Source organism: Mesorhizobium sp. M0491 (genome assembly GCF_040321265.1).
In the GTDB taxonomy this organism is placed as follows: domain Bacteria; phylum Pseudomonadota; class Alphaproteobacteria; order Rhizobiales; family Rhizobiaceae; genus Mesorhizobium.
Map to the genome: position 1 here is coordinate 13,656 of NZ_JAMYRE010000003.1, position 17,233 is coordinate 30,888.

At 62.6% G+C, this 17,233-nt stretch carries 19 protein-coding genes; 9 read left to right on the forward strand and 10 right to left on the reverse strand.

The window, feature by feature from the left end; all coding sequences use genetic code 11:
- Window positions 1-9 precede the first annotated feature (9 nt).
- Entirely contained in the window at window positions 10-750 is a 741-nt protein-coding gene (locus NKI69_RS03955) for a hypothetical protein (protein WP_352440300.1), read from the forward strand.
- Between the two features lie 214 nt (window positions 751-964).
- On the opposite strand, the gene dksA is transcribed toward NKI69_RS03955, so the two are convergent.
- Window positions 965-1,381, reverse strand: coding sequence for an RNA polymerase-binding protein DksA (gene dksA, locus NKI69_RS03960; protein ID WP_023813023.1), 417 nt, complete (start codon window positions 1,379-1,381; stop codon window positions 965-967).
- Between the two features lie 330 nt (window positions 1,382-1,711).
- Here dksA and NKI69_RS03965 point away from each other — a divergent pair, with 330 nt between their 5' ends.
- From NKI69_RS03965 to NKI69_RS03980, 4 genes are all read left to right on the forward strand, one after another.
- Window positions 1,712-2,215, forward strand: a complete 504-nt coding sequence (locus NKI69_RS03965) for a SixA phosphatase family protein (RefSeq protein WP_352440299.1) — start codon at window positions 1,712-1,714, stop codon at window positions 2,213-2,215.
- A 63-nt stretch (window positions 2,216-2,278) separates the two neighbouring features.
- Complete coding sequence (locus NKI69_RS03970) at window positions 2,279-3,757, forward strand: YcjX family GTP-binding protein (RefSeq protein WP_352720145.1); 1,479 nt, start codon at window positions 2,279-2,281, stop codon at window positions 3,755-3,757.
- Window positions 3,754-4,854 (forward strand): YcjF family protein, encoded by a 1,101-nt coding sequence (locus NKI69_RS03975; RefSeq protein WP_352720146.1) that lies wholly within the window; start codon window positions 3,754-3,756, stop codon window positions 4,852-4,854. Before NKI69_RS03970 ends, NKI69_RS03975 begins: the two co-directional genes overlap by 4 nt.
- Before the next feature lie 125 nt (window positions 4,855-4,979).
- Window positions 4,980-5,534 carry a hypothetical protein gene (locus NKI69_RS03980; protein WP_023813027.1) on the forward strand — a complete coding sequence of 185 codons (555 nt, stop codon included), beginning with the start codon at window positions 4,980-4,982 and terminating at the stop codon, window positions 5,532-5,534.
- Window positions 5,535-5,600: 66 nt separating this feature from the next.
- Here NKI69_RS03980 and NKI69_RS03985 read toward each other — a convergent pair whose 3' ends face one another.
- The 3 genes from NKI69_RS03985 to NKI69_RS03995 form a co-directional block, all read right to left on the reverse strand.
- Window positions 5,601-5,867, reverse strand: a complete 267-nt coding sequence (locus NKI69_RS03985; protein WP_127295927.1) for a hypothetical protein — start codon at window positions 5,865-5,867, stop codon at window positions 5,601-5,603.
- A gap of 182 nt (window positions 5,868-6,049) precedes the next feature.
- Window positions 6,050-7,258, reverse strand: a complete 1,209-nt coding sequence (locus tag NKI69_RS03990) for an MFS transporter (protein WP_352440296.1) — start codon at window positions 7,256-7,258, stop codon at window positions 6,050-6,052.
- 60 nt (window positions 7,259-7,318) lie between these two features.
- Complete coding sequence (locus NKI69_RS03995; protein ID WP_352720149.1) at window positions 7,319-8,308, reverse strand: AraC family transcriptional regulator; 990 nt, start codon at window positions 8,306-8,308, stop codon at window positions 7,319-7,321.
- A 160-nt stretch (window positions 8,309-8,468) separates the two neighbouring features.
- Between NKI69_RS03995 and NKI69_RS04000 the strand changes: the two genes are divergently transcribed.
- Together NKI69_RS04000 and NKI69_RS04005 are read left to right on the forward strand one after the other, a co-directional pair.
- Window positions 8,469-10,304, forward strand: a complete 1,836-nt coding sequence (locus tag NKI69_RS04000) for a monovalent cation:proton antiporter-2 (CPA2) family protein (protein WP_352720151.1) — start codon at window positions 8,469-8,471, stop codon at window positions 10,302-10,304.
- A gap of 14 nt (window positions 10,305-10,318) precedes the next feature.
- On the forward strand, window positions 10,319-10,864 hold the full coding sequence (locus NKI69_RS04005) for a DUF924 family protein (RefSeq protein WP_023813032.1): 546 nt from the start codon (window positions 10,319-10,321) through the stop codon (window positions 10,862-10,864).
- Window positions 10,865-10,891: 27 nt separating this feature from the next.
- Here NKI69_RS04005 and folK read toward each other — a convergent pair whose 3' ends face one another.
- The 3 genes from folK to folP are packed head-to-tail and all read right to left on the reverse strand — an operon-like array spanning window position 10,892 to window position 12,602.
- Entirely contained in the window at window positions 10,892-11,404 is a 513-nt protein-coding gene (gene folK / locus NKI69_RS04010) for a 2-amino-4-hydroxy-6-hydroxymethyldihydropteridine diphosphokinase (RefSeq protein WP_023813033.1), read from the reverse strand.
- Entirely contained in the window at window positions 11,388-11,747 is a 360-nt protein-coding gene (folB, locus tag NKI69_RS04015) for a dihydroneopterin aldolase (protein WP_352720153.1), read from the reverse strand. The genes folK and folB overlap by 17 nt, the downstream gene beginning before the upstream one ends.
- A 3-nt stretch (window positions 11,748-11,750) precedes the next feature.
- Entirely contained in the window at window positions 11,751-12,602 is an 852-nt protein-coding gene (gene folP, locus NKI69_RS04020) for a dihydropteroate synthase (RefSeq protein ID WP_023813035.1), read from the reverse strand.
- 103 nt (window positions 12,603-12,705) lie between these two features.
- Between folP and NKI69_RS04025 the strand changes: the two genes are divergently transcribed.
- Together NKI69_RS04025 and NKI69_RS04030 are read left to right on the forward strand one after the other, a co-directional pair.
- On the forward strand, window positions 12,706-13,365 hold the full coding sequence (locus NKI69_RS04025; RefSeq protein WP_050592737.1) for a DUF922 domain-containing Zn-dependent protease: 660 nt from the start codon (window positions 12,706-12,708) through the stop codon (window positions 13,363-13,365).
- Window positions 13,366-13,570: 205 nt separating this feature from the next.
- Entirely contained in the window at window positions 13,571-15,052 is a 1,482-nt protein-coding gene (locus NKI69_RS04030) for an MDR family MFS transporter (protein ID WP_023813037.1), read from the forward strand.
- 3 nt (window positions 15,053-15,055) lie between these two features.
- Here the strand turns inward: NKI69_RS04030 and NKI69_RS04035 are convergent, their stop codons facing one another.
- From NKI69_RS04035 to NKI69_RS04045, 3 genes are all read right to left on the reverse strand, one after another.
- Window positions 15,056-16,084, reverse strand: a complete 1,029-nt coding sequence (locus tag NKI69_RS04035; protein WP_352440292.1) for an NAD(P)/FAD-dependent oxidoreductase — start codon at window positions 16,082-16,084, stop codon at window positions 15,056-15,058.
- Between the two features lie 96 nt (window positions 16,085-16,180).
- Window positions 16,181-16,501: a 2Fe-2S iron-sulfur cluster-binding protein gene (locus tag NKI69_RS04040; RefSeq protein WP_013531878.1), complete on the reverse strand. Its 321-nt coding sequence runs from the start codon at window positions 16,499-16,501 to the stop codon at window positions 16,181-16,183.
- Window positions 16,502-16,612: 111 nt separating this feature from the next.
- A complete protein-coding gene (locus NKI69_RS04045; RefSeq protein ID WP_023813039.1) occupies window positions 16,613-16,981 on the reverse strand; it encodes an Hpt domain-containing protein in 369 nt (122 codons plus the stop codon).
- Window positions 16,982-17,233 lie beyond the last annotated feature (252 nt).

The following is a 17,233-nucleotide window of genomic DNA, read 5'->3' on the forward strand; positions in this document are numbered from 1 at the left end:
GGGAACCCAATGCAATGGCTCGATAGCGTGGCAGGTCCCGGTTATGCCGCAGCATTGTTGTGGACGTTTGCAGCGCTTGTCCTGCTGGTTATCGTTCTCGTTATCATCAAGCTGGTGCGCAACCTGACATTCGGAACCTTCGTCGCCGGTGGCCGGAACCGCAAGACGCGACTGGCCGTCATGGATGCCACCGCCGTCGACAGCCATCGCCGGCTGGTGCTGATACGCCGTGACGATATCGAGCACCTGCTTCTGATCGGCGGCCCGACCGACGTCGTCGTCGAGCGCGATATCCGACTTTCGGCGCTACGCCGGCCGGCATTGACCGGAGATGGCGGCTTGCAGCCGGTTCCGGCCGCCGCGGCCCCGGCAAGACCGCGTCCGCCGCAACCCGCTCCGCCGCCGGCGAGACAGGCTCCCGCTCCACAGCCGGTGAACACGACGCCACCCGCCCGCCCGCGTACAACAGCGCCGCCGGCACCTGCACCGAAGCCGGCAACGCAAAGCTATCAGCCGACCAATGTCACGCCGTTGCCTGCCTACGGCTCCGCCAACGCCAACACCGCCCGGCACGCGCCGCCACCACCGCAGCCGGTGCAGGACAGCATCGACGACACGCTGATGAGGGAACTCGAAGTGTCGCTGGATCAGCCCCGTTCGGGCGGCCCGGTGGGCAAGCCGGCGGCGCCGCAGTCGCTCGACGACGAGATGACCAAGCTTCTCGGCGAACTCTCCAGTCAGAAGAGATGAGCAACTGCCGGGTCGCTATCCCCGCGGAAAACATCGTCGCCGGTCTACTGGTCTACTGCCGAACCACCTCGTCCGAAGCGCCAAATATCAAGGGTTTACTGCCTTCGCCCGCCCTGAGCGGTGGATGCCGCACCAATAAAAATGGCCGGAAAACCGGCCATTTCAGAATCGAGTTCGTTCGATGACAGCCGGCCGTGAGCCGCCGGCCTGACCTTCAGTCGTCGCGATAGACTTTTTCGCGGCGCTCATGCCGCTCCTGCGCTTCGATCGACAATGTCGCGATCGGACGTGCATCGAGCCGCTTCAGCGCGATCGGCTCGCCGGTCTCTTCGCAATAGCCGTAAGTGCCTTCGTCGATGCGCTGCAGGGCGGAGTCGATCTTTGCAATGAGCTTGCGCTGACGGTCGCGGGCCCTGAGTTCGATGGCACGGTCGGTTTCCGAAGAGGCGCGATCGGCCAGATCGGGGTGGTTGGCGTTCTCTTGCTGCAGGATTTCCAGTGTTTCGCGCGCTTCGCGCAATATGTCACTCTTCCAGGTGACGAGCTTTGAGCGGAAGTAGGATTTCTGCCGCTCGTTCATGAACGGCTCGTCTTCGGAGGGTACGTAATCGGCGGTAACGATGTCGTTCATTCGACTCACCCAAACTGCCCCAATTTTGGCGCCTATATATTCGTCGTCCGACGCCTGCACAAGCGCAATCGGCCGCTGTCTCACGCAATTGTTAAAGTACCCGTCACGCGTCTCTGCGGCCGCGTACGGTCGCTTTGGTACAAAATTCGCCGAGACACTTTCGATCCGGTGGCACATGCTTTCCGAGATTGCCGTGACCCCGGGGGCCGATACGCAAGAGACCTTTGCAGCAAGCAGCATTGGGTGATTCGCCGTGTTGAAGAGCACGGGCCATTGTGCGCAACGCCGTTCTCGTGGCTAATCCGGGACGCTTCGGCATTCGGAGGTTGGGTGAGCAGGCTTTATCTGTTGCGACATGCAAAGGCTGGCTGGGCACTGCCCGGCATGCGGGATTTCGATCGCCCGCTCGATGCGTCCGGCCGCGCCGATGCCGAAATGGTGGGGGCCGCCATGCGCTCCCGCCTCTATGTTCCGGACCGGACGCTCTGCTCCAATGCCAAGCGCGCCAAGGAGACGCTGGAAGGCCTGGCCGGCCAGACCGACACCGGCCGGGTTCTGTTCTTCGACGCGCTCTACAGCGCGGACGCGGCCGGGTACCTCCACCTTATCCGCGACAATGGCGGATCAGGCTCATTGCTGGTCATTGGCCACAACCCGATGATGGAAGACCTCACCATGGCAGTTTCGGGCGACGGCGACGAGACTGCGCGGGTCACGCTGAACCATGGGTTCCCGACCGCGGGCCTGGCAGTCGTCCGCTTTGACGGCGATCTTGCCAGCGCCGCCCAAGGCGCCGGCTATCTCGAAGCGTTCCTGACGCCGGCCGATCTCTGAAGCCATTTCAAAGCCTGGTAGCAGAGCCTATATCGGACGGACCGAAGTTCGAGAGAGCATATTTTGGCATCATCGCTGACCACCTTCACCGACGAGGCGAGGATTGCCCTCGACACGCTGTCGGGCCGCGCCACCGGGCTTTTTTCCCCATCGCTGCGCCTCGGCGTGACGGGATTGTCCCGCGCCGGCAAAACGGTGTTCATATCGGCCCTTGTCCACAATTTGATCCATGGCGGCCGCCTGCCGCTGTTCGAGGCGCAGAAATCTGGGCGCATCGCCCGCGCCTTCCTCGAGCAGCAGCCGGACGACGCGGTGCCGCGTTTCCAGTACGAGGACCACATCGCCGCCCTGGTCAACGATCGTGCCTGGCCCGATTCGACGCGCGCCATTTCGGAACTGCGGCTGACCATCGAATATGAATCGGCTTCCGGCTGGAGCCGCATGTTTTCCTCCGGCAGATTGTCGGTCGATATCGTCGACTATCCCGGCGAATGGCTGCTCGATCTGCCGCTGCTCGGCAAATCCTTTGCCGATTTTTCGCACGAAGCCTTTGAAATGGCCGTTCTGCCGGTGCGCGAGGACCTTTCGCAGGGCTGGCGGGCGTTGTCGTCCGGGATCGATCCGAACGCCGACGCCGACGAGATGACGGCGCGCCGCCTGGCCGAAAGCTTCGCCGCCTATCTGAAGGCCTGCAAGCTCGACGAGCGGGCGCTTTCGACCTTGCCGCCCGGCCGTTTCCTGATGCCGGGCGATCTCGAAGGCTCGCCGGCACTGACCTTCGCGCCCTTGGCCGGGATCGGCGACAGGCGTCCGCGCCCGGGGTCGCTGCACGCCATGATGGACAGGCGCTATGAGGCCTACAAGACGCATGTCGTCAAACCCTTCTTCCGCGAACACATCACCCGCCTCGATCGCCAGATCGTGCTGATCGACGCCATGCAGGCGCTGAACGCCGGCCCCGGCGCCATGGCCGACCTGGAACGCGCGGTAACCGAGATCCTCAGCTGTTTCCGACCCGGCCGGGGCAGCTTCCTCACCGATCTGTTCTCGCGGCGCATCGACCGCATCCTGGTTGCCGCGACCAAGGCCGACCATCTGCATCACGAAAGCCATGACCGGCTGCAGGCGATCGTGCGGCGGCTTGCCGACCGCGCCGTGGCACGGGCGAATTTCACCGGCGCCGATGTCGATGTGGTCGCCATGGCGGCGGTGCGCGCGACGCGCGAAGGCGCCGTCAAGCAAGGCCGAGAGACGTTGCCAGTCATTATCGGCACGCCGATCGCCGGCGAGAAGATCAATGGCGCAACCTTCGATGGAAAGACTGAAACAGCCATATTTCCCGGTGATTTACCGGAGAAAATTGATGCGGTTTTTGATCTTTCGGGAGCCGATCACAAGCAGGATGCCGCGGACCCTGCAATCCGCTTCGTCCGTTTCCGTCCCCCAAAGCTAGAACGCACGGCCGAAGGTATCACCCTGTCGCTGCCGCATATCAGGCTCGACCGTGCCTTGCAGTTCCTGATCGGAGATCATCTGGCATGACTGCGCCCCGCAAGCCGGCAGCGTTCCGCATCGAGCCGGAAGCCGAACCAAGGCAAGAGGCGCCGCAGGCGCGCCGTGCCCAGGCCGATGCCCAGCGCAAACCCCGCGCGATGAAGGCCGATGTCGCGATGGTCATCCCGGCGGAAGTCGATGTCTTCGACGAGCCTGACATCATTGCCGCGGAGCCGCCGCCGGCGATCGCCCCCAGAAAACGCTCACTGCTCGGCAGCATCTTCTTCGGCGCCTTTGGCGTGCTGGTTTCGCTAGCTGTCGGCCTGTGGACCGACCAGCTCATACGCGACCTCTTCGCGCGCGCCGAATGGCTGGGCTGGCTGGCCGCGGGCATGGCTGCCATCGCCGTGCTGGCGCTTATGGTGATCCTGATTCGCGAGTTCCTGGCGATCGCCCGCCTTGCCGAGGTCGAAAAACTGCAGAAGCGTGCGCTCGACGCGATCGCCCGCGACGATCCCAAGGCTGCACGATCGGTCGTCGACGAATTGTCGGCCTTTGTCGCGGCCAAACCCGAAACCGCGGCCGGCCGGCGCGCGCTGGCCGAACTGCGCGGCGAAATCATCGACGGCGGCAATCTCGTGCGCCTGGCCGAGGCTGAAATTCTCGGACCACTCGATGCCAGGGCGAAGGTGATGATTCTCGAAGCCGCCAAACGCGTTTCGCTGGTGACGGCGGTCAGTCCACGCGCACTGGTCGATGTCGCCTATGTCGTGTTCGAGGCCGGGCGGCTTATTCGCCGCCTGTCAGAACTCTATGGCGGACGGCCGGGAACGCTGGGTTTCTTCCGCCTGGCGCGCAGCGTGCTGGCGCATCTGGCGGTTACCGGCTCGATCGCGATCGGCGACAGTTTCGTCCAGCAGATCGTCGGCCACGGCCTGGCCGCGCGCCTTTCGGCCAAGCTTGGCGAGGGCGTCGTCAACGGCATGATGACGGCACGCATCGGCATTGCCGCGATGGAGACGGCGCGACCCCTGCCCTTCAGCGCCGCCAAGCGTCCCGGATTGGGCGACTTCCTCTCGGCGCTGACATCGTTCGCAACCAGGAAAGACGGTGAAACGACCCATCCGGCAAGTGAGCCGGGCTGAAGTGTCTGGATCTTCGGAATTGTTACCGGACTGCTTTGCGGCGGCCCCGCGGTGACGAAGCATTAACCAATCTTGTTCATGGTCAGACGGGTTCCAAACAGCATCTTTGTTGCCGGGTGTCGTCGATGAAAAGCGTAATTCTATCCAGCGTCCTGCCCTTGGCAACGGTGATTACGGCAGTCGTCGGCATTGCCGGAGTGGCCTCTGCGGCGGAGCCGGACAAGCAGTTCTTCCAGTCCGCCGAAGGCAAGTGGATCGGTCCCGGCGAAATCGTCGCCGGCAAATACAAAGGCACGAAGTTCAACTGCAGCTTCACCGGCTCGACGCCCGACGGCAAGGTCGGCATGTCGCTCGACGGCGGCTGTCGGGTCGGCATGTTCACCCAACCGATGTCGGCCAAGATCGAGCGCAAGGGCCGTGAGGGCTACAAGGGCAGCTTCATGGGTGGCGCGACCGGTTCCGGCCTCGACATCATCGGCGGCAACGTCGTCGATGCCCGCAAAGTGGTCTTTACCATCAACCGCAACCAGCTGCGCGGCGTCATGCAGGCTCGCATCCCTGACGACAATTCGATGACGGTGACTATTGCCGTGCGCGTCGACGACCAGCTGGTGCCGGTGATCGGCATGAGCCTGAAGCGCGTCGACGCGGTCGAAGTCGGCTCCATCGCGCCGAACTGAACAATTCAAAAGAAAAGGCGGCGACCAAACGGTCGCCGCCTCGTTTGATCCAATCGAATCAGGGCGTTAGCCTTTGATCGTGGCCGTCAGTTCGTCATAGGCCTTGCAGGAGTCGGCCAATGTCGTAGCGCCCTGATACTTGGTTGTCACCGCCTGGACCTTGGCCGTCAGATCAGCCGCTTTGGACGGGTCCTTGGTAATCGCTTCCTGAAGTGCTGCAGCCATGTCCTGCGCCTTCTTGGTCGCGATCTCCGCCGTGCACTCAGGCGCCTTCGAGCAAGCCGAACCGGCAAGCACCGCCAGGCCGACGGCAACAAACAAAAACTTCTTCATGTCAGTCATCTCCTCAAAAAGGGCGCGACTTGATCGTCGATCACCCTCCAATGGCCGAAGCCGAGCGTCCTTAGCCTTCGATTGCGGCAAGATGCAACGTGTTCCCGGCCTCAACTTGTGTATCGCGCCTGCAACATCGGCGGCGGCCCGGATTCAGGCTATTTTATCAGCGGCAGCAAAGTTCAGCTGCGCGGCTGCAGCAGCGCCAAGACGGCGGTCGATGCGGCAAGGATAGCAGTCAGAGTCAAAGGCCCAGTCGCGCCATAGGTGTCCACGACATAGCCGCCGACAACCGCGCCGATGGTGATGGCAATTTGGAAAGAGGTGACCATCAGGCTGCCCGCTGCCTCCAGCGCATCAGGCGCCGCGCGCGACATATTGGTCGGCAGCACCACCGGCGCCATGCCAAAGGCGAAACCCCACAGCGTAACGAAGCCGAAGGCAACGCCGATATGCGAGCCCCAAAGCACCAAAGTAAGTGCCGCAACCGCCATCAACGCTGCGGTGACTGCGAGGGCCATGTGGATGTTGGTGTCGGCCATGCGGCCGCCGGCAACATTACCGATCACGGCAGCGATGCCAAACCCGAGCAGAGCCAGGGCAATCGGTCCGGTTGTAAGGAGTGTCACCTGTTCGAGGAAGGGACGCACATAGACCGAGCCGGCAAAATGCCCCGTCATCAGCAAAACAATAGCCAACATGCCGAGTTGGATGCCGCGCCGCCGGGTCAGCCGAAATACATCTGCAAGGCTGTTGCTTGCCGTTGCAGGCAAGGTCGGCAGGCTGAGAAACTGCAGCAGCATGGCAAGCGCGGCCAGCCCCGCCGTCATGGCCATGGCACTGCGCCACCCTATCCAGTCACTGATCAGCGCGCCCATCGACGGTGCGGCAATGGTGGCAAGCGAGACGCCGAGGGTGACGATCGCCATGCCCCGACCTGTCGCATTGGCGCCAACCAGCCTCGCCACGACGGCGACCGAAAGTGCCCAGAAAGCGCTGAGAGCGATGCCCAGTCCGGCCCGGCCCAACAGCAACAGCCAGAAATCGGTCGCCAGCGCCGCCAGGATATTGGAACCGACCGCAAGGGCGCTGAGACCAACCAGCACCGCCTTGCGGTTCAAGCGGCCGATGAGAACATTGCTCAACATGGCCGTCACGGCGCCGACGGAAGCGGTGGCGGTGACGACCTGGCCGGCCGTCCCCTCGCTGATGCCGAGATCGCGTGCCATTGGCGTCAGCAGACCTGCGGGCAGGAATTCGGCAGACACCAGGGCAAAGCTGGTGGCCGCCAATGAAATGACCGCGAACCAAGTGGCTGCGCTCCACGCGGCTGGTGCATCGGCATCAAGGCCAATCGCCGCGTCTTCAAGCTGTAATGTTGTGTCAGTCACGGAAAGATCTCCAAAGTTTGGAGGTCTTAAATAGGCGAGTCCGCTCGGATGATATGTATCTTAGAATCCGAAATTCATGTCCGTTCGTCCGGGAATTGTGCGACGCACAACGCCCGGCGAGACATTGGTGATGCGCTTGAACGCTCGCGCGAAGGATGCCTCGGAATCATAGCCCAAACGGGTAGCGACTTCGGCAACCGACAAGCCGTTTTGGCCCAGCAATTCGCGGGCAAGCTGCATACGCAGGCGGGCGAGATAGTGTGCGGCACCCTCTCCCAATACCGCACTGAAACGCTCGGCGAAAATCGAACGCGATTGGCCTGCCACGCTGGCCAGGCTTCCCAGCGTCCAGTTGTGGCCGGGGTCGCGGTGCATGGCCGCCAAAGCGCGGCCTATATGGGGGTCGCGGATGGCTGCGAGCCAACCGGTGGTCGAGGCTCCGTTGCAATTGACCCAGCAGCGTATGAGCCGGGCCGTTAGCAAGTCGGCCATACGCGACAGAATCGTGGCGCTGCCCATCTGCGGTTGCGAGGCCTCCACCGTCATGGCCGCCAGCAAAGGACCGACGACCGGGTCATTGCCGGCCACGTCGCAACCCTTGATGACAGGCGGCATCAACGTGATCAATGGGTTGAGCGCATAGGAGTCCAAGGCCATGGAGCCGCAGAAAAGGGTGCTCGTCGCTCCCGTTCCTTGCCGTACCACTTCGCAGACGTTGCCCCCCAACTTGATCACCTGGCAACCTTCGAGCGAGTCCCCTGCAACGTCCGGCGCGCTGGCCAGCCGATGGGCGATGCCTTGCGGCAGCAGCACCAGATCGCCATCGCGCAACTCCTGCCAGCCTTGCGATTCAGTATGAATCCAGCACGGGCCCTGGCCGACAAAGTGAAACCGAAGCAGCTGTTGTTGCGGAAAGTCTATGCTCCATGGGTGCCGGAGCTCGCAGCGACCATAGTTGACACCACTCAAGCGAAAGTCTTGTAAAACTTCGCTGAGCGCATCCATCGGGATATGTGGCGTCGAAGACGGCCGGGACGAATAGTCAGGCATATACGAGATATAGATGCCGAACGTCCGACAGGCAAGCGGGGACCGTTGTTCCACCAGGGGAATCGCTGCAACGGCACCCTACCTTTCCCGGCAGATTTCTCGCCTTGCCTCCCGCTCCAACTGCATGCAAGGAGTGCTGCGAGACACAGGGACAAGAGGCATGGCGGCGGAAGCATCGGGCAGTGATCTGGTTCAGGTGGTGGCGCTGCTTGCTGCCGGCGTCGTCGCCGTCCCCATCTTCAAGCGCATGGGCCTCGGCTCGATTCTCGGCTATCTGGCCGCCGGCGTGGTGATCGGCCCGTTAGGCCTCGGCGTCTTTTCCGAATCGGAAGCCATTCTTCATGTCGCCGAACTCGGCGTTGTGATGTTCCTGTTCATCATCGGGCTGGAAATGCAGCCATCGCGGCTCTGGGGCCTGCGCCGTGAGATATTCGGCCTCGGCGCGCTGCAGGTCGGCGTCTGCGCGCTGCTGCTGACCGGTGTCGGCATGGCTGGAGGGTTTCCGATCGCACAATCCTTCGTCGCCGGCGCCGGCTTCGTGCTGACTTCGACAGCGATCGTCATGCAACTTCTCGAGGAACGCGGTGAAATCGCCGCCCCGAAAGGCCAGCGCATCGTATCGGTCCTGCTGTTTGAAGACCTAGCCATCGTACCGCTGCTGGCCCTGATCGCGTTCCTGGCGCCCGGTGGGGCCGACACCAGCCTGTCGGAGCGGCTGACCGAGGTCGGCATCGGGCTCGCCGCGATCGTCGGCCTGGTGGTGGCAGGCCGCTATCTGCTCAATCCGTTCTTCCGCATCCTGGCGGATGCCCGTGCCCGCGAGGTGATGACGGCGGCAGCGCTCCTGGTCGTTCTCGGATCCGCCCTCGCCATGCAGCTCAGCGGCCTGTCGATGGCGATGGGTGCCTTCCTGGCCGGCGTGCTTTTGTCCGAATCGACCTTCCGCCATCAGCTCGAAGCTGACATCGAACCCTTCCGCGGCATCCTGCTCGGTCTGTTCTTTCTCGCGGTGGGCATGTCGCTCGACCTGCATGTGGTCGCGGCGAACTGGCGGCTGATCGCCCTTTATGTCGTCGCCTACATGGTGATGAAGGCGTTCGGCATCTACATCGTCGCCCGCATCCTGAAATCAGGCCACCGCGAAGCCCTGGAGCGCGCGGTCTTCATGGCACAAGGCGGCGAATTCGCCTTTGTCCTCTACTCGGCGGCCGCGGCGGTCGGCATCATCGACGGCAACGCCAACGCGACGCTGACGGCGATCGTCATCATCTCCATGGTGCTGACGCCGCTGGCGATCATCGCCTTGCGCTATCTGACGCCGCGCGACGAGCAGTCGCTCGACGGCGTCGATGTCGCCGATGGCCTGACCGGCAGCGTGCTGGTCATCGGCTTCGGCCGCTTCGGCCAGATCGCGAGCCAGCCGCTGCTGCTGCGCGGCATCGACGTCTCGATCATCGACAATGATGTCGAAATGATCCAGGCGGCGGCCGATTTCGGCTTCAAGGTCTACTATGGCGACGGCACGCGACTGGACATCCTGCATGCCGCCGGTGCCGGCCGGGCGCGTGCCGTGCTGATCTGCGTCGACAAGGCCGATGTGGGTGTTCGCATCGCCCAGCTGATCAAGGCCGAATTCCCACTGCTCACAGTGCTGGCCCGCGCATTCGACCGTGGAACGGCGCTGCAGCTCATTCGTGCCGGCGTCGACTACCAACTGCGCGAAACCTTCGAATCCGCACTTGTTTTCGGTGGCTCGGCACTGGAATCGCTGGGCGTCGACCCCGAAGACGTGGCTGAAACGATCGAAGACGTCAGGCGCCGCGACACCGATCGCTTCGAAACCCAGCTTGCCGAAGGCATTCGCGCCGGACAGCGCTTCCTGAGAGGCAATATCGGCACGCCGATTCCGACACCGCTCTCCACGCCGCGCCGGCCTGGTCAGGCACTCAATGAAGAAACCGCGGGTGTGCTGCACAAGTCCGAACCCGCCGATTGAGCAAGGAACTATGCATGGAGTTGGACAGCCGGGCCCTATCGGTCACCAAATTCTGGCGCGATGCCGGCGAGGATGCCTGGTTCGAGAAGAACGAAGCATTCGATGCCGAGTTCCGCGACCGCTTTCTCGGCCTGCACTATGCCGCCGCTCGGCGTGAATGCGACGACTGGCTGGAACATGCCGAAGGCGCGCTGGCGCTGATGATCCTGCTCGATCAGTTTCCGCGGAACTGTTTTCGCGGCACCGGCCATATGTACGCGACCGATCCGCTCGCCAGATATTTCGCAGAGAGGGCGGTCGCGGCCGGCCATGACCTGGCACTCGAGGAAGAACTCCGCGTTTTCCTCTACCTGCCGTACGAGCATTCGGAACTGCTGGCCGACCAGGACATTTCGGTCGAGCTGACGCAGGCCAGGGCCGAGCCCTACCTGAAATACGCTGTCGAACACCGCGATATCATTCAGCATTTCGGCCGTTTTCCGCATCGAAACAAGATGCTTGGCCGCGAAACCACGGTGCAGGAGCAGGCGTTCCTGGATGGTGGCGGCTTCTCTGGCTGAAGATCCGGCTACTGCCTCGTCCGGACCTCAGGCCAGCCACCAATCCCGGCCGGACGACAATCGCTCGATGCCTGAAGTATCGACGGCGACCAGGCGGTCGGTGATGCTGCGGCCGCTGACAACCAGGCTGGGCGCGATCTCGGCCAGCGGCGCCAGCACGAAGGCGCGCTCCAGCATGCGCGGATGCGGCACCTCCAGCCCGGTCTCGTGGATGACGCGGTCGCCGAACACCAGAATGTCGATGTCGATCAGCCGCGGCCCCCAGCGCTCCTCGCGCACCCGCTTCAGCTTGCGCTCCGCATCGAGGCAGAGGTCGAGCAAGGCACGCGGTGCAAGCACGGTGGAAATCTCGGCGGCCGCATTGAGAAAATCCGGCTGATCGAGCTTGCCCCAGGGCGGCGTGCGATAAAGCGACGAGACGCCGGTGACGCGCGTATCCGCGTCGGCATCCAGCATTCGCAGCGCCGCGCCCATGGATTTCGCCGGATCGCCAAGATTGCCGCCAAGGCTGAGATAAACGGTACTATTCGGGCCAGACAACGGTCACCTCGACATAATCGAGCACGCCGGGCACCGGTGCGTTCGGCTTGCGCACCGTGATCTCGGCTTTCTTTATCTGCGGAAAACGCGCCGTCAGCGCACGGGCCACTTCGAGCGCCAGCGACTCGATCAGAAAACGGCGCTGCCCGGCGATGATCTTTTCAATGACGGTGAATGCAATGCCGTAGTGGACCGTATCCTCGATGGAATCCTCGGCAAGCGCCCGGCCTGGATCGACGGTGAGAACGGCATCGACATAGAAGCGCTGGCCGAGCCTTTCCTCCTCGTCCAGCACGCCGTGCCGGGCAAAGAAAGCGCAGTTCTTCATGCGGATGACATACATCGCTCAGTTTCTCGCCCGGTCCGTCTGACGCGCCAGCATAGCATCCGCAAGCGCCAAAGCGTCCACGTTGAATGCGACATCGTGGACGCGAAACAGATCGGCGCCCTGGAGCCTCAAGATGACGCTGGTCGCCGCTGTTCCGACCGCTCTGTCGGCGGCATCACGGCCGGTGACCGTGCCGATGAAGCGCTTTCGCGACGTACCGGCCATCAGCGGCAAGCCAAGTGCATGCAATTCCGAAAAGCGTGCCATCAGGTCGAGATTTTCCTCCGCCGTCTCCTTGGCGAATCCGAAACCGGGATCGAGCACGATACGATCGTCGGCGATGCCGTTCTGGCGGACGATTTCCAGCGACCTTCGCAGGAACGTCAATTGATCGGCAATCACATCCGGCAGCTTCTGGCGATCCCGCCCGGTATGCATGATGACAAGCCCGGCGCCGGTGTCGGCGGCGACACGCGCAATATCGGGCTCGCGCTGCAAACCCCATACATCGTTGACGATATGCGCGCCGGCGGCAACCGCCAGCCGCGCCGTGTCGGCGCGATAGGTGTCGACCGAAATCAGCACCTCGCTCACGCCCGCCAGCGCTTCGATCACAGGCAGGATGCGGTCCTGTTCCTGGCTGGCCGATACCGCGGCAGCACCTGGGCGCGTCGATTCTCCGCCGACATCGACAACCAGTGCGCCTTCCCCGATCATGCGGCGCGCCTGGGCCAGCGCCTTTTCAGGGGCGTCGAACTGGCCGCCATCGGAAAAGCTATCGGGCGTGACATTGAGGATGCCGACGACCACGGCCTTGCCGCCAAGGTCGAGATGGCGTCCATGCGCCAACTGCCATCGCCTGGCCGTCATTGCTCATCGACCATGGAGTTCATCAATCATGTGTGATCCCTGGCGGATCAATTTCATTGCGCCGGCAACGGCCGTAAAGCAAGGTGGTCGAAGAGGCAACATGATGAAACGATCCATGCTTGGCATGAAAAAACCGTCCTTGGGCGTGAAACAATCCTTGGCTTGCGCGCTGCTGCTCGCCATGACCCCGCTTCCGGCGGCTGCCGCCAATCTCGTCAAGACGTACAGCTATTTCGCCATCGGCGGCAGCACGCTCGACGACATCGAGGCACAACTCTCCAAACGCGGGCCGGAGGTGAAAAGCACCGGCACGCGGCACCCGGGCGCCACGCAAATGGCTTTCACCACCCGCATCAGCTATGCGCAGACACCGAGTGCCTGCCGGATCGCCGACGCGGTGGTGACCGTCAAGGTGAAGGTGATCCTTCCGGAGTGGCGCCGCCCGCGCAAGGCCGATGCCGATGTCAGGCTGTTCTGGGATACGCTGTCCGCCGACATCAAGCGCCATGAGGAGCGCCATGTCGAAATCGCCAAGAACCATGGCGGCGAACTCGAAGAAGCCTTGAAGGCCACCTACCCGCAAAAGAACTGCGACGCCGCCAAGGCCAAGGCGGCCGCGATCACCGCGGCTGTTCTGGCCAGGCACGACCGCGCCCAGCTTCAGTTCGACCGCGTCGAAAGCGTCAATTTCGAAAGCCGCATCCTGCGGCTGCTGCGCTACCGCATGGAGCGCATCGGCAACGGCCGACTGCCGCCGGCCTGAACGCACCCGAACTGAAAGCCAAATTCGCCGAAGCGTAGTGCCAGATTCGAAAAACTTTCGAGCCCCTGTCGAAACCGGCCTATATGGGACGACATATATCAGGCTCGCCAGACGCGAGCTTAAAACACCAATGCGATCCAAACGGTCAAGAAACCGGAACGGCTGAACAGCGCCGGTCAAATCGCAAGCTTTTGGATGAACGATCATGGACCAGGCTGTCGATAACAAAACGATGGCGGAAACCGGCACGCCGATAACAGAGAGCGAAAAGAACGCCATCATCGGCGGCGTGCTGTTGTCGATGCTGTTGGCGGCACTCGACCAGACCATTGTCGCGCCGGCCATGCCGACCATCGGGCATGCGCTCGGAAACGCACACTATCTGCCATGGATCGTCACCGGTTATCTCCTGACCGCTACCGCCGTGGCCCCGCTCTACGGCAAGATTTCCGATGTCTACGGCCGCCGGCCAACCGTCTATGCCGCGATCCTGATCTTTTTGGCGGGATCGCTGGTCAGTGCGATGGCTCCCAACATGTTTGTGCTGGTTGTCGGGCGGGCGATCCAGGGCGCCGGTGGCGGCGGCTTGTTCGCTTTGACGCAGACCGTCGTCGGCGATCTCGTTCCGCCGCGCGAGCGGGCACGCTATGCCGCCTGGTTCTCCGGCACATGGGCTGTCGCCAGCGTTGCCGGTCCGTTGCTCGGCGGCACTTTCGCCGAGCACCTGCACTGGTCACTGATCTTCTGGATCAACATTCCGCTTGGTCTTCTTGCGATGGCGATCATCAACAAGCCGCTCAAGAAACTGCCCGTTGCCGCAAAGCGCCATCGTATCGACGGCCTGGGCGCGTTGCTTCTGATCATTGCCACGGCGCTGCTGCTGCTCGCATTGAACTGGGGCGGCAGCGCCTATCCCTGGATTTCGCTTGAAGTCATCGGCGTTCTCTGCGGTTCGGCGATTTTCTGGGGCGCTTTTGCCTTGCGGCTTATGCGAGCCGCCGAGCCGCTCATCTCGCTTGAAGTGCTTGGCAATCCAATCGTTCTGGCAGGCACGCTTTCGATGTTCCTGCTTCAGGCCGCAAGCGTCGGCATGGCTGTGTACCTGCCCGTCTATCTTCAGGCGGTGCTCGGCCTGTCGGCAGCAGAGTCGGGCATCGCGATGCTTGGGCTTCTGCTGGGGACCGTCGGCGGCGCGGCATTCAGCGGGCGCATGATACCGCATTTCACCCACTACAAGCGCATTGCAATGGTGGGCGTCGTCTTCAGCATGCTGTGCCTCTGCCTGCTGGCCGTCGTCGCAGGATATGCAACGCTGCTGGAGGTAGAGGTCTTGACGATCTGCATCGGGTTTGGAACCGGAACGACGTTTCCGGTCACCACCGTGTCGGTCCAGAACGCCGTCGATCGCGTGCATCTCGGCGTCGCGACGGGCGTGCTGACATTCCTGCGTTCGCTTGGCAGTGCGCTTGGTGTCGCGATGCTCGGCGCGGTCGCTCTGGGCTACGGCCTGCCGCTTGCCGGTGAAGGCGTGCGGATCGTGGGCCATAGCGCGACGGTCGAGCCGTTCGTGATGATCTTTGCCGTCGCCGCCGCTACATTGCTGCTGGGGCTGATCACGCTGACGCTGATGCCCGAAAAGGAGCTTCGCGGTTACGCCGACAATGCGGCGCCCATCCTCGCCGAGTAAGCTTCAGCCGGAGACGCCGAGCTTCTTCTGCAGGCTGGTCGAGGAGGTCGTGTACTGGAAAACGATGCGCTCGCCGGGGCTGATGATGCGCTTGGCGGCCTGCGCCATCAGCGCCACTTCGTGGAAGCCCGACAGGATCAGCTTCAGCTTGCCCGGATACCAGTTGATGTCGCCGACCGCGAAGATACCAGGCACCGATGTCTGGAACTTCTCGGTATCGACCGGAATAAGGTTCTCGTGAAGGTTGAGACCCCATTCCGCGATCGGTCCGAGCTTCATGGTCAGGCCGAAGAACGGCAGCATGCGCGTGCAAGGCACCTCGACATCGCCGTCCGGTCCCTTGATGGTGGCCGATGACAGTTGGCCGTCGGCACCGGTCAATCCGGTCACCTGCCCGACCTGGAATTCCAGCTGCCTCATTTCCTGCATGGCATACATCTTGTTGACGCTGTCGGGGGCGGCACGGAACTCGGGCCGCCGGTGCACCAGCGTCACGCTCTTTGCCACTGGCTGCAGGTTCAGCGTCCAGTCGAGTGCCGAGTCGCCGCCGCCGACGATAACGAGGTCATGGCCGCGAAAATCCTCCATCCGGCGCACCGAATAGAAGACACTCTTGCCTTCATAGGGCTCTATGCCGGGGATCGGCGGACGCTTGGGCTGGAAGGAGCCGCCGCCGGCGGCAATCACCACCACCTTGGCCTCGAACACCTCATTTTCGTCGGTGGTGACGCGAAAACTGCCGTCCTCCAGTTTTTCCAGGCTGGAAACCATTCGGTTGTAGCTGAAATCAGGCTTGAACGGCGCGATCTGCTCGAGCAATTTGTCGACCAGCCCCTGCGCCGAGATCGAAGGCCAGCCTGGAATGTCGTAGATCGGCTTTTCCGGATAGAGCTCCGCGCACTGGCCGCCCGGCCGATCCAGAATGTCGATCAGGTGGCACTTCATGTCGAACAAGCCGAGCTCGAACACGGCAAACAGGCCGACCGGCCCTGCCCCGACAATAAGCACGTCTGTCTTGGTGGTCTCGGTCATGCGATGTGCCTCGCTGCGAAGAGAGCAGGACACTGCATGACCAATGCTCCGCTGCCAAGCCGCAGCGGGAAAAATCAGTTGGCAAAGATCCTGCGCTTATCCCTGGCGGGCGGGCACGCGGACAACCAGGCCGTCAAGCGCATCGCGGACCTTGATCTGGCATGACAGGCGCGAGTTGGGCTGGACGTCGTAGGCGAAGTCCAGCATGTCCTCTTCCATCGCTTCCGGCTCGCCGACTTCAGCCGTCCAGGCTTCGTCGACATAGACGTGACAGGTGGCACAGGCGCAGGCACCGCCGCATTCGGCTTCGATCCCGGGCACGGCGTTGCGGATCGCGTTTTCCATGACCGTAGAGCCGTTCTCGGCGTCCATGTCGAAATGCGTGCCGTCATGGGCAATGAAAGTCAGCTTGGTCATTTGTCACCTGAAGGGAGTTCCAGCCGAGATAATCACTCCGGCTGACAAGTCAACTGCCGCATGAAAGCGCCGCCCGATGACGTTTTTCCGCAAATCGGGTTCGGCGCGGATTCAGCGGTTGATGGCGGCGATGAAATCGCGCACTTCGTCGATCAGCGTGCCAAGCCGCTTGAGCGTCTGGCCGTCTTCCGGCCGGTGCTCGATCTCGGTGGCGCAATCGGCGATGGCAAAGGCGCCGACGCCCCGTGCCGAACCCTTTAATCCATGGGCGAGCAGAAGCCGGTCCTTGATGTCGGCGTCGACTATTCTGTCGCGCACGGACAGCGCCTGCTGTACAAACAGCGCCAGCACCTCTTGCTCAAGGCTGCGGTCGCCCATCGTCTGGCGGGCAAGGTGTGCCAAATCGACCGGCCGTGACCGCCTTGGTCCGGATACGTCGCCCCCGGGCATTGAGAAGGCAATGCCGCTTTCGCCACGCATAAACTCGAACTCCGTTTCTTCGATTCGCCCAAAAACCTAGGCGAATCCAATGGACAACGGGTTAATGAATGGCCGGGAAAAATGTTGCCAAAGCGGCGCCCAAATCACAGTTCCGTTAACCTTATATTTAAAGTTTTACGTATCCCGCGGAATGCATGTTTTCTTTACCCCCCTGTGTCATTACGATACGAGGGGTCCATTTTCAGCCTCCTGCGCGGGGCAAGACAAACAGAATTATAAGCCCGCGGCAGC